Here is a 13017-nt window from a genome sequence, read left to right on the forward strand (position 1 = left end):
CACCAATACAACGGTGGTTTGACTCCCAATGAATCAGAACGATTGTTCTGGTTAAACTCTAGGAACGTGGCCAATATCAGTTGACCACTACAATTTTCAATACGTTAAGTGCAAATACTACTAATCTGTCCAAGGTTTAGAGGACCTTGAACAGATTAGGTATACACGAGCTTAAATTAAACGTTGGAACGCGCGTTTTTCTTCTTTGATTTATAGGCTTTCATTGAAATTTTTAAAGCAAGCTGTTTTTGTTTAATTGAAATGAGTTGTCTAGTTACGACCTTATAGTGTAACTCTGTGATAAAGTTTTTTTCCCAAGGTGTAAGGCGGTCAAACCTCAATAAAATAGTGTCATTGAGTACATTGAACAACTCGTATTGGCTTTTATCCATTCGACTGCTAAGCATTCAATTAGAGCACTTAGCTAGAGAAATGACGTTAAGGCTTTCTACTTTCTCATTTTTTCCTAAGGTAATGATTCGATAAGAGATCCCACTCTCTAATAGTGGTCTTATTTCGATGTTGTCACAAAAACTAACGGCGACTTTTTCTACTAAGCGGTCCATATTCAAAGTTTTCTTTTTTACGAAAACAAGAGTGACACTATCGCCCTCTGACTGTGTATTTACGAGTGTGATTGAGCCTAACTCTTGTGGAAGTTGGCTTGAAATAACTGTCGCTCTATAATCGGCAAGCCCATTAGATTTTATTGGGCTTATCTGACAACCGTTAAGCATGACACTGACGAAGAGAATTACAGTTGTTCGTAGCATTATGCGCTCCTTCTTCCTTTCTTCTCCCTTTAGGAGCCTTAAAATATTTATGGATACAACGTGAAGACATAGAAGATAAGAGCGCACTGTAATCTAAACTGAATGTGACTTTTTCCCCTACAAATAGTGGTTTCTGTGAGGATTCAAGGACAAGATGATCACTGGTTGAAGACATGATCTTAATCCCATTCGGAGCCTTAAGCCCGCTGACACAAACATCTTGGCGGCCTAATGCTAGAATAGCTTGTGAGACCTCCCCTCTATCTTGAAGGTTTTCTTTTTCACCAAAAGCATTTAACCCCCGACTCCCCCAAGGCAAAGTCGGTTTAGTCTTGGATTCAATCACTTCAGCGGTCAAAGAAATCGCATCCGTATGTAAGCCTTTGATATTTTCGTGCTCTAAAGGCTCACAGCCTAAAAAAATGGCTTCTCCTATACGAAGGTTATTAACTCGAGTTAAGCCTGTTCTCTGAAGAGCCCAGTTAACTGAAGCAGAATTACCCCCTGAAATAATTTCTAGACTGACCCCAAATGTAGCTTCAATTCCATCGGCAAGCACAGAAAGAATACTCATATTTTGATCATCTGGAGCGACACCATACCGACAGGCTAAATTCGTACCAATTCCTTTTATCGTGATGTTTGGTAAAGAAATAATCTCTCGGATAAAATCAATCACGCGATTTGGCATCACACCTTCTCTGAGATCGCCAAGCTCAACCATAATAATGATACCGTGACAGCAATTTTGTTGTTCCGCTGCATGTGAAAGCCTCTGAATCACTTCAACTTCAGAGTTTAAACTCATATCACTGTATTTTATTACGCTCGCCACTTGACTGAGCATGGGTGTACGTATCAGCATTTTAGGGATAGCAATGCCAGATTCAGTCATCTTTTGAAGATTTTCGATTCTTGAATCGGCTAACATTGTTGCGCCAGCATCAATAAGAACTTGTGCGATGATAGGGTGGCCGAGGAAGGCTTTTGTTACAGGCGTAACGGATATATTTTTCAGTGAGAGCTGAGAAATCAGGAACTGAGCGTTATGATGAACTTTCCCACAATCGATGTCTAACCTAGGGTAGTTCACCCTTTTTCGGCCAGTTTACTTGCTATTATAGGAAAGGCTGACGTTACGATGTGCAGTAGATGTTCAACAGGCTGTGACAAGACATCAGTAACCGGTAAACCAAATTCGGTAGTGTAAGTGTCTATCGCACAACGTGTTTCATCCAACGACATATCTTCATGATTCAGTGTTAGTCCAATAACATTGGTATTAGAAAACGTTTCGATAAGATTGATTTCTGAGGCAATCGAAGGCATTGAGCAATCAGGAAAATCACTACGATATAAACGTTTAGGGGCATGTTGCAGTATCACACCCGTTGGACAACTGCCACGTAAGATAAAAGCGCTGGTTGAAAACGCAGGGTGACTCAAGGCTCCTTGCCCTTCAATAATAATCAGATCCGGATTTTCTTTTTCATAGGCCTGTACAATGACAGATTCCAACTCACCGGCACAAAATTGTGAAGGAACAGCATCGAGTGCAACGCAGTATTGTGCGCCCTGCATAATGCCTGTTTGACCAGTAGCAATCAGAACGACGTTAAGGCCTTTTTTAGTCAGTTCATTCGCCAATATTGTTGCTGTTGTTCGTTTTCCTAGCGCGCAATCCGTCCCCATTACAGCAATTCTCGGGCATTTAACGTTGTGTATTTTCCCGCTAAACGTTTTCAGTTCGCCTTTATTTTTGGGTTTGCGAGTATCGAATATTCGAACGTTATTCTTTAAGCTGGCTTCTAAAAATAGAGGATCATCGGTTAGGAATTCATGTAAGCCATTTACGATGTTCATTCCTAGTGACATGGCATTTAAAATGATGCTTTTATCTAAGTCAGATAAAAAGCCACTTGATGGCGCAATGCCAAAAATGAAGTAATCAGGAATGCTTTCTGCGTGAATGATAGCTTCTTCAGCATTAGCAAGGATCGGTATTCCATTGGCTTTGTTATCAAGAACTTCACCAGCATCTAAGCCAGCAGACTCACTATCAATAACCGATAGAATACGATAGCTTAACGAATGTCTCACTAACCCATTAGCGGTTTTACCATCAATTTTACCAAAATTACCTTCGCAATATACAATCGCAGAAGGGATCACAGGTTTTACTTTTTGAGCAAGTGGTAACCAAGGTGCGAAATGGGGTACGTCGTTTTTGATTTCTACATTTTCAATTCTAGTGAGTTTGAAGATGTTTCTTAACTTTTGGGTTGAAATGGACATAATTAAAGCCTGCGGTGAGGCTTAGGAGGGCAACTAAGGAGTGCCGAGATGCGAGTTCGGAAAAGAAAAGAAGTCCCTACTAAGCGGTAGGGAGAAAAACCACAATAACACACTTTCTAGACTTTTGTTGGTTATTATTAATACGCTTTCAACATCTATCCCTTTAAGACTTAACCCATACTCGACAATTGATTAGAGATTTAAGACTTATTGTTCAACGCTTCCATATCAACCTTTCAGATACTTTTTCTAATATCAATCGGTCGGATTAGAGCTTTTAATTTAACGCGTTTATGCCCAAAAGCTTCATAGACCCAGTATATGTCGCTACATTTCCACAGCGCCAAAGAAAAAGCCCTCATTGCAACGCAACGAGGGCTTAAATCAAATTCCAATAATCAAACCGCAGTTTAATTCACAGCGTAGTGTTTTCTTGCTGCCTCAAGGATCTTGTTGGCTTCCACATCATCGCCCCAGCCTTGCAGTTCCATGCCACCGTCTGGGCCTTTGTAGTTTTCAAACCAAAGGCCAACGATGTCTTGAACACCTGCGTAGGTATTGTTTAGCTCGTTTAGAGAAGAAACATCTTTAAATGGTGAATCGTTAGTGAGAACGGCCACGAGTTTGTCGTCTTGCTCGCCATCATCTAGCATTTTCATCACACCGATCAGACGTACAGGAACAACTTCACCACGTGGTACAGACTGACCAAGAACAATCACATCTAATGGGTCGCCATCCCCACCAAACTCTTTTGGTAGTGCAGTACGTGGGATAGAGCCGTAGTTACCTGGGTAACCAAGGTAGTTAACCACGCGTGGAGCGCCTTTTTTGTGTTCCCAGATAACTTGCTTGTCATTGTCTTTGCTTAGTTCCCATTTAGCGGAAGTACCTGTTGGGATCTCTACAATTGCATTGACGATGCCATCAGCAGAAGCTGCTGGGTAATCATTAAAGCTTGAGTTTGCTTCAAGGGTAAATGAGTCTAATTGTTTTAGTGCAGGAGCTGACGCCGCTGCTAAGTCATAGCTTAAACCGTTGGCGGTCGATGTAGTTTTGTAACGCAGCATGTAGTCAACCTTACCACGCTCTTTGAAGATTTTATCGAAGCCTTTTTGGTTGTATGCACTAAACTGCCCCATCTGTTTAACCGAAAGATTTGAGCCACCAACGTTGTTCGTATCCATAGATAGGATATAGTTGCTGACCGCATTGACTGCCTTTGCGTAACCTTCGGTAGAATTTAGATCAAAGTCTGCTGCATCAATCGCTTTACGTACTTCTTTAGACCAGTAAAACTCTAAGAATGGGACTGGCTGACTTGGCTTGTTCCAGCCCACACCACGAGAAAAGTACATCAGTGAGCGGTATTGATCGTTAGCGAAGTTGGTTAGCCCAAGAGAGGTTGGAAGTTGTTGATAGCTAATCGCTTCACCGTGGTTATCAAACAGCCATGTATTGCCGTCTTTTGCCATTTGGTTCCAGAACACGTCCATGTTTTTGAGATTGCGGTAATCTTTATCAACCACCACATTCACATTGAACGATGCGCCACCTTGCGGCATGCGGTAGAACACATTGAACGTATGGTGACCGTCTGTCAGGTAGTATTCACCGCTGGGTGCGATAACCACAGTCTTCATGTCTTTTTTACGTGCACCTGTTTCCATTTCACAGATGAAAGTCGAAGGAATATTCGGGTGTGCTTGGTCTTTGATGCTCACTACGCTTTTTTGGCCGTTGGCTTCACAGATTTCATCAAACATCTTTTCTTGGTCAAATTGATAACGACCCAACTTGTACATAATTTGATCATAACCCACAGATGGTTGAGTTGGTTTTAACTCATGGAGACCAAGATTAATAACATCGCCTTCAGAGACATTACTTGCGTGAGTTGGTAAAGCGAAGATAGCCAGAGCGCCAATCGTGGCAAAAATCCCAATTTTTTTCATAAGTCCTTCTATATACGGAATAAAAATTCATACGCTAAATTAATATGCTACCGTGACATAAATATTTCATTTTAATAAAGAAGATGTTGCACTCGTTCTGTGGCGGTTGAACGATGAGTTGCCGTGGCCTGCTAAATCCTTAAACCACTCACTTGGTTTTGCCAAAGCCTGCTGTCTAGGCTCCAACCGTGAATGAAGAGCAGCGCCGTATCCCCGCTCCCACTTTTGCCATACGCAATTTGCTCACCATCATGAGATATCGCAATACCATACTTAACTGTTGAGTCATGAGCCATGGCATTCATGCTACCAAGTGCCATGAATACCAAGAATGTGATGTTTAGAATTAAACGTTTCATAGTGTCTCTCTACTTACTTTAGAGGGAACGCAGAAAGCGCCCCTCTCAATCGATATAGTCACTATAAAGTGTGAAGTTGTAGACAGGTCAAGGGGATATGGAGAAAGTCTCATTAAGATTGGATTTGCGATACTCTTCAATTCATCGCCAAGGTTAAAACTTTTACGCACGTTATGTGGTAGTCACCTCAACCTAAGACCATGTTAGTTATATACAATCTTTATGTCTCCAATTGCACGTGTTACTATGGCATATAAATAATTAGAATGACACACGATATAAAATGGAAGCATATGCTGTTTTTGAAGGCGGAGGTGTAAAGGGAGCGGCTTTAGCCGGGGCATTACACGCTGCACAAGAAAATAAAATTAACTTTGTAGGCTATGGTGGTGCTTCTGCTGGTAGCATTGTCGCATTTTTAGCGACACTTGGTTATTCGCCAACAGAATTATTGCAAATATTATTGAAGTATCAACTAACCGATTACTTAGAAGATAAAACCGGAGAAAAACTACAACTTCCAAAAGAATGGGGGGAAGGCTTTAAGGGATCAAAATTCAAACAGTGCTCTATGTTCCTGTCACCTCTTATATACTATTGTTTCTCAGGTCGATTACGCCGTATCTATAAAGATATGAAAGGCTCGGTATCAAAGAATGGAGTATACCAAATATGTAACTTACAGAGCATATTGTGGGAACTAGTGGATATCAAATACCCACAAAGTGGATACGGACCAGATACACCTATTACTTTTGAAGATCTTTATAATCTTACTGGTGTAGAACTGAAAATTATCGCAAGTGATGTGCACAGTGGTCAGGCTATAGTTTTCGGTCATGATGACATTGAAACTAAAGACTCTTGCGTTGTTACTGCAGTATGTGCATCGTCTTCTTATCCTTTAGTATTTGAACCAAATACAACCCTTCAGTCAAACCGTCTGCTTGTCGATGGTGGATTGTCGTGCAATTTACCTTCATTCATTTTTAACGATAAGAATCACAAGAAGCTACCTTTGTATGCATTCGACTTGTATAAAGATAGTGAAGATGACATAAAACCAATATGTAAAAAAAATATATTTGAGTTTGGTTGGAATCTGATTTCGACCTCTCTAGAGGCTAGTAATGCGATACTATCCAGCTTAACTGACGCTATTCCTGTTAAAGTTAGAGTTCCAAATACGGTAGATACTCTTGATTTTTCAATTAAAAGAGCGGCCATAATCGAAATGTACGAAACAGGTAAACACAGCGCTAGGCAGTCATTCATTAATGACCCATTGACGCTGAAAGCCAAAGCTGCAGGAGGAAACTCTACAAAACTAGCTCGTGCATTATATGGTTCGGAACTGTACCTCAACATCTTAGAGCCTATCCTTCGAGTTAGTACATATGAAGGAGTGGCCTCGATTAATGTCAGAACTTGGCTATATACTTCAGTGACAAATGACGATTCCGAAGTTGTCGCTTTTTGTTGGAAAGGGACAAAGGGTGCGAAAAGCTTCCGTAATGAATATGTTTTTGATAAACTTGGTGACTCTGATACATATGAGTGTTGGCGCACAAAGCGTGCAGTTACTACTGGCACCCCCAACAAGACCCGTTTGTGCCTACCTATATTTGACAATCACTATGTTGTAAAAGAATCCGAAGTCAGTACTAAAGCGCCTCAAAAAATCGTGGGTGTTCTAGTATTAGAAATGAATCAACCTAAAGATGTATGTTTTTGGATTAACGAACGTGGCGACGACGTATCAGAACAATTTAGCAACGTTATTAGAAGTTGGTTATCCATTATAAGTAAACTAATGGTATCTAAGGAGAGTCAGTATGGCTACACCAATTAAAGATGTTACTGTTTCAACAAGCAGCGAGTCATTGGTTAAATATCAATCAGCAATGGAAGCTATTAGCGATACGTTCTTTACTACCTATGAAGAAGACAATCAGTCTCTAATTCAGTATAAAGAAAGAATGCGCCTCAAACTTGTGCAAAAGGCAAACCAACGTGTAGCTAACGTTGACGAAAATGAATAGCCTTTGCAATACATCGGATATAAAAAGCCTCCTTTGCGAGGCTTTTTTTACGAATTAAATTCGTCTATTAGGAGAATCTGTGGATTCCATTGAGTTTGCAACAATGTTGCCCGGGGCTGTATTTTTTAAAGATTCGAACCGAAACCCGACTTGGCGTGCCCATATACGCGTAGAAGATGAAACGAAAGCCGCATTTGTAAAACTTATAGAGCCTAGAGCAATCTTTGTTGAATGTGCTTGCGCTATCCTAGGTAGAACACTAGGGCTGCCCATACCTAAACCTGTTATTGTGCTAATCACGTCTGAGTCCCTCGACTGTTTCAAGGAAGGACAGCATGTTCTCGCATACGGTTCTGAGGATGTTAAACATCCTAGTTTTCTCCGGATGTTCACCGATGATGTAGATGAAGCTTTCAAAATATTGGCCCAACACCCAAAACTTCTCGATGTTTCTCTTTTTGATGAGTGGATTGCAAATAGTGATAGAAACATGGCTAACGTCTTATATGGGGGAGGCAACGATATGTATTTTATTGATCATGAACTAGCTATACCTAATGAGTTACAGAGCCACGAAGCCGCCGAAGACAATCAATTGTTGAGGGCATACTTTTCGGAAACCAGTGAGTTTGAAAAATTCAAATGTAAAAAACAAGTTACACAAGAGCTGATTCCATCATTTGAAGATATACCTTTTGCATTACTTTCTGAAAAGTCTTCAGCGACTTCTTATTTAGATGAATATGACGCCCTAAAAGTTATAAACTTTCTAACGGTACGTTTGGAGCATCTGAGAATTTTATTTGAAGAGAGAATACAACTATCTCAACAGGAGTTAGTTAACTTATGACAATGGAATCAATTTTAGATCTTTTCCCAAGACTTCCACTATACAAAGCCCAGTGGAGCTCTTTACAAATCGAACCGATTGTAGGCTCAGGTGAGCGCATAACTGTAGCCGTTTGTGCACTAGGCGAAAATTACGATTACAGGGTTGTGCAAGCTCTATCAGACGAAGTCCTAGAGTTTCTTTATCGCAACCAAAAGAAGAATATGAGTGACCTCATAGCTATTATTACACGCTCAATTTCATCTCATTTGTCTAAACGAAATACAATTGAGTCTTGGAAACCACCTTTTTCAGGAGTTCATCTTGGCGAAGTCAGAACTGGTTTGGACATAGATATAGATGGCGTAATTGATCAAGGTTTACGTTTCAGTGCCAGTTTATCCAAACTCCTTAGTCCAGAAATCCAGAATAATGATTCAGTTCAGAGAACAAGGGCAAATAGTAGGTTTTCAAATAATATCCAAAGACAAGTCGCAGATATAAATCCAAGATTAATAAGTTCTTTTAATCAAAGAGTTAGAGTGGTGGAAAGTGAAGCTAAGACAAGTTATGGCTTCCTAAATGATAAATACGTAACAAACTTCGGACTTCTCACTCCGTCAAACTTATCGAGTTCCCTAACAAATATAAAAGCTCGCATTTTTGATATAGAGGCACTCAAAAACTCTGACTTACTTTTTAAGCCTTCGACTTATGAAGTTATTGTAGGTTCACCATCATTTAATGACCCAGCAATTGACGGTAAGCGGATGCAAAAGATCAAAAGTTTATATGAGATGATCGAAGAGATTGCAGATAAAGACAACATACGTGTATATAGAGTAAATGATGCACTGGAAGCCGCTGAAAGAATTGTCAACCAAGCTGCATAATATGAGGGGGCACTAGCCTCCTCATATCAATTACTATAATTCCTCAACATTACTCTCCTAACTAGTCCACAAATCATAAAACTTCAGTGCATAGCCTTAAGTATCAAATATTAACTTCTAAACCCTTATATCGCTTCAAACACAAAAAACCTTACCTCTTTGCTATAAAGACAACCGATTACCAAATAAGCCCCAAAAGTAAGTTCCACCAATGGATCAGCGACAAACTTGGAAAAATTCGCTTATTAAACAAACTATTAGTGTGATTTTTATAAGATATTGCTGAATCTAGTTATTCATCTATTGTTTAAATTCTAATAGTCAATATTCTGAATCCACAAAAAAGGCCTCGCAATGCGAGGCCTTTGGTTTTCTATCTATCAGAAGAGATTAGTCGCGAAGTGCTGCGCCGAATTTCTCTGAGATTGAAGCTACGATAGCATCTACTGAACCAGCGATGTCTGCATCTTCTAGTGTGCGCTCTACAGACTGTAGGCTAAGTGCGATTGCTAGGCTCTTCTTACCTTCTTCAACGCCTTGACCAACGTATACGTCGAACAGTTTAGCGCCTGTTAGGAATTCACCACCAGCAGCGATACACGCTTCAACGATGTCGCCAGAAGCGACTGCTTCGTCAACAACAACGGCGATATCACGACGGTTTGCAGGGAACTTAGATACGGCTACTGCTTCTGGAAGCACGCGAGTGTTGATAGCTGCCCATTCGATTTCGAATACGATAGTGCGGCCGTTAAGACCAAACTTACGCTCTAGTTCTGGGTGAACAGTACCAATGATACCCACTTCTTTGCCGTCTACTACGATAGCCGCAGTTTGACCTGGGTGAAGTGCTGGGTGCTTCGCTGCTTTGAAGCTGTATGCGATTTCGTTTGCAGAAAGCTCAAGAACTGCTTCTAGGTCACCTTTAAGATCGAAGAAATCTACAGTGTTCGTTGCAATGTCCCAGTGCTCTTCGCCACGAGTACCAGAGATAACGCCCGCAAGCATCATTTCTTGGCGCATGCCGTTTTCAGCCGTTGCTTCAGGGATGAAACGTAGGCCTGATTCGAATAGACGAACGCGAGACTGTTGACGCTTCTGGTTGTGAACCACTGTGTTTAGAAGACCTTGGATTAGGCCAAGACGCATTGCTGACATGTCCGCAGAGATTGGGAATGGCAGGATTAGCGGCTCAACACCAGGTACAACAAGTTTTTGCTGCTCTGGTTCTACGAAGCTGTATGTGATTGCTTCGTGGTAGCCACGGTCTACAAGAAGGTCACGAACGCGCTTAAGCGGTTGGTTAGCTTCTTTGTGGTCATTCATTTTAAGTGCCGCTTTAGGCGCTTGGTTTGGAATGTTATCGTAACCGTAGATACGACCTACTTCTTCAATTAGGTCTTGCTCTATTGCGATATCAAAACGCCAAGATGGAGACGTCGCCGTCCAACCAGCGTCTGTGCTCTCGCTCTCTTCAACAACAGTAACTTCACAACCTAGGCGAGTAAGAATTTCCACTACGTCTGTAGATGGGATTTTGTGACCTAGTAGGCTGTCTAGCTTAGCGCGACGTAGAGATACTACGTTTGCTTTAGGAAGATCAGCTTCAGATTCGCTGCCGTTTACTGGCGCAACTTCACCACCACAGATTTCAATTAGAAGCTGTGTTGCACGCTCCATTGCTGCTGCTTGAAGTGTTGAATCAACACCACGCTCGAAACGTAGAGAAGAATCTGTGTGTAGGCCGTAAGCACGTGCGCGACCACGGATGTGATCCGGTGCGAAGAATGCTGCTTCTAGAAGTACGTCTGTAGTTTCAGTTGTTACACCAGACTCTTCACCACCAAAGATACCAGCGATTGCTAGTGCTTTGTTGTGGTCAGCGATAACAAGCGTGTTGCTGTTTAGTTCAGCTTCGTTGCCATCTAGAAGTGTTAGTTTTTCGCCCTGCTCTGCTAGACGAACCACGATGCCACCTTCGATCTTAGCGAGATCAAATGCGTGCATAGGTTGGCCTTGCTCTAGCATCACGTAGTTTGTGATGTCTACCACTGGGTCGATTGAACGGATACCACAACGACGCAGTTTTTCTTGCATCCAGATTGGTGTTTCCGCTTTCACGTTTACGTTCTTAACCACACGGCCAAGGTAACGTGGACAAGCATCAGTTGCTTTGATTTCAACAGATACTGTGTCTTCAATGCTTGTTGCAACAGCTTCAACTGTTGGCTCTGTAACATCTGCGCGGTTTAGTACGCCAACTTCACGAGCAAGGCCACGGATGCTGAAGCAGTCTGCGCGATTTGCTGTTAGGTCTACGTCGATAGTTACGTCGTTAAGCTCAAGAAGCTCACGTACGTCCATACCTAGCGTTGTGCCTTCAGGCAGCTCAAGGATGCCGTCAGACTCTACGTCGATACCTAGCTCAGAGAAAGAACAAAGCATGCCGTGCGATGGAACGCCACGTAGTTTTGCTTTCTTGATTTTGAAGTCACCAGGAAGTACTGCGCCAACTGTTGCTACTGCTACAGTTAGGCCAAGACGACAGTTAGATGCACCACAAACGATGTCTAAAAGCTGTTTATTTCCATCAAGATCGGCTTCGCCGATATCAATTTTTGTAACTTGTAGTTTGTCTGCGTCTGGGTGCTGACCGCACTCAACCACTTTACCTACTTTAACGCCGGTGAATTCACCAGCAACAGGTTCTACATCGTCAACTTCCAAACCAGCCATAGTGATTTGGTGAGCTAGCTCTTCGCTGTTAATTGCAGGTTTAACCCACTCGCGTAGCCAAGATTCACTGAATTTCATAGTTTTGACTGCCCCGGATTACTTGAATTGTTTAAGGAAACGAAGGTCGTTCTCGAAGAACGCACGAAGGTCATTTACGCCGTAACGAAGCATCGTTAGACGCTCTACACCCATACCGAATGCAAAACCAGAGTATTTCTCAGGGTCGATGCCAACAGAGCGAAGTACGTTAGGGTGAACCATGCCACAACCTAGAACTTCTAGCCATTTGCCATCTTTACGTTTCACGTCAACTTCAGCTGAAGGCTCTGTGAACGGGAAGAATGAAGGACGGAAACGCACTTCAACTTCTTCTTCAAAGAAGTTACAAAGGAAATCGTTAAGAATGCCTTTAAGTTGTGCGAAGTTTACGTTCTCATCAACTAACATACCTTCCACTTGGTGGAACATTGGCGTGTGAGTTTGATCGTAGTCGTTACGGTAAACACGACCCGGAGCAATGAAGCGGAAAGGCGGTTTGCCGTTTTCCATCGTACGGATTTGAACACCAGAAGTGTGCGTACGTAGCATTAGATCAGGGTTGAAGAAGAAAGTATCGTGATCAGTACGAGCTGGGTGATCGTCTGCGATGTTTAGTGCATCAAAGTTGTGGAATGCATCTTCGATCTCAGGGCCAGACTCAGTGCTAAAGCCAAGCTCACCAAAGAACTGTTCGATACGCTCAACTGTGCGAGTAACTGGGTGAAGACCACCGTTCTCAATGCGACGACCTGGTAGGCTCACATCGATAGTTTCTTCAGCTAGTTTCGCTTCAAGCTCTGCACGTTGTAGTGCGTCTTTGCGAGCTGCGATCGCTTGTTGAACAGCACCTTTCGCTTTGTTGATCTCTTGACCAGCAGTGCGACGCTCTTCAGGTGGAAGTTTACCTAGGCTTTGTAGTTGAAGAGTTAGTTCACCCTTCTTACCTAAATACTGAACTCGCACTTCATCAAGTGCGACTAACGAATCTGCTGTATCAATAGCAGTCGTTGCATTAGCAATGATCTCTTCTAGATGTTGCATCATTTCCTCATCTACCAGTTGGTAGTGTCCGTATCGGATGATTAGTTTTTTTAGA

Annotated in this window: 11 protein-coding genes and 1 pseudogene; 4 read left to right on the forward strand and 8 right to left on the reverse strand. The window is 42.0% G+C overall.

From position 1 onward, the window contains the following. Window positions 1–176 precede the first annotated feature (176 nt). From CWO08_RS17180 to CWO08_RS17205, 6 genes and pseudogenes are all read right to left on the reverse strand, one after another. Window positions 177–407, reverse strand: a complete 231-nt coding sequence (locus CWO08_RS17180) for a hypothetical protein (protein ID WP_108019766.1) — start codon at window positions 405–407, stop codon at window positions 177–179. After that, a complete protein-coding gene (gspS2, locus tag CWO08_RS17185) occupies window positions 408–773 on the reverse strand; it encodes a type II secretion system pilot lipoprotein GspS-beta (protein ID WP_016790226.1) in 366 nt (121 codons plus the stop codon). Then, window positions 730–1866 carry an alanine/ornithine racemase family PLP-dependent enzyme gene (locus CWO08_RS17190; protein WP_102479181.1) on the reverse strand — a complete coding sequence of 379 codons (1137 nt, stop codon included), beginning with the start codon at window positions 1864–1866 and terminating at the stop codon, window positions 730–732. The genes gspS2 and CWO08_RS17190 overlap by 44 nt, the downstream gene beginning before the upstream one ends. Then, window positions 1863–3068, reverse strand: coding sequence for a DUF1611 domain-containing protein (locus CWO08_RS17195; RefSeq protein ID WP_108020824.1), 1206 nt, complete (start codon window positions 3066–3068; stop codon window positions 1863–1865). Before CWO08_RS17195 ends, CWO08_RS17190 begins: the two co-directional genes overlap by 4 nt. Window positions 3069–3478: 410 nt before the next feature. Continuing rightward, window positions 3479–5023 (reverse strand): ParB-like protein, encoded by a 1545-nt coding sequence (locus tag CWO08_RS24260; protein ID WP_258185382.1) that lies wholly within the window; start codon window positions 5021–5023, stop codon window positions 3479–3481. Between the two features lie 102 nt (window positions 5024–5125). Next, window positions 5126–5382 (reverse strand): annotated as a pseudogene (locus CWO08_RS17205) (alpha/beta fold hydrolase); the annotation flags it as partial. 283 nt (window positions 5383–5665) lie between these two features. Between CWO08_RS17205 and CWO08_RS17210 the strand changes: the two are divergent. The 4 genes from CWO08_RS17210 (at window position 5666) to CWO08_RS17225 (ending at window position 9146) form a co-directional block, all read left to right on the forward strand. After that, the gene (locus CWO08_RS17210; protein ID WP_108020826.1) at window positions 5666–7234 is read left to right on the forward strand and encodes a patatin-like phospholipase family protein; all 1569 of its coding nucleotides are present in this window, start codon (window positions 5666–5668) and stop codon (window positions 7232–7234) included. Further along, entirely contained in the window at window positions 7218–7424 is a 207-nt protein-coding gene (locus tag CWO08_RS17215) for a hypothetical protein (RefSeq protein ID WP_102460016.1), read from the forward strand. The genes CWO08_RS17210 and CWO08_RS17215 overlap by 17 nt, the downstream gene beginning before the upstream one ends. A 79-nt stretch (window positions 7425–7503) precedes the next feature. Continuing rightward, entirely contained in the window at window positions 7504–8274 is a 771-nt protein-coding gene (locus CWO08_RS17220; RefSeq protein ID WP_108020827.1) for a HipA family kinase, read from the forward strand. After that, window positions 8271–9146 (forward strand): hypothetical protein, encoded by an 876-nt coding sequence (locus tag CWO08_RS17225; protein ID WP_108020828.1) that lies wholly within the window; start codon window positions 8271–8273, stop codon window positions 9144–9146. Before CWO08_RS17220 ends, CWO08_RS17225 begins: the two co-directional genes overlap by 4 nt. A gap of 390 nt (window positions 9147–9536) precedes the next feature. On the opposite strand, the gene pheT is transcribed toward CWO08_RS17225, so the two are convergent. Further along, entirely contained in the window at window positions 9537–11960 is a 2424-nt protein-coding gene (pheT, locus tag CWO08_RS17230; RefSeq protein ID WP_108020829.1) for a phenylalanine--tRNA ligase subunit beta, read from the reverse strand. A gap of 18 nt (window positions 11961–11978) precedes the next feature. After that, window positions 11979–12962, reverse strand: a complete 984-nt coding sequence (gene pheS / locus CWO08_RS17235) for a phenylalanine--tRNA ligase subunit alpha (RefSeq protein WP_004734764.1) — start codon at window positions 12960–12962, stop codon at window positions 11979–11981. Window positions 12963–13017 lie beyond the last annotated feature (55 nt).

This window comes from Vibrio sp. 10N.286.48.B8 (genome assembly GCF_003050085.1).
Lineage (GTDB): Bacteria > Pseudomonadota > Gammaproteobacteria > Enterobacterales > Vibrionaceae > Vibrio > Vibrio crassostreae.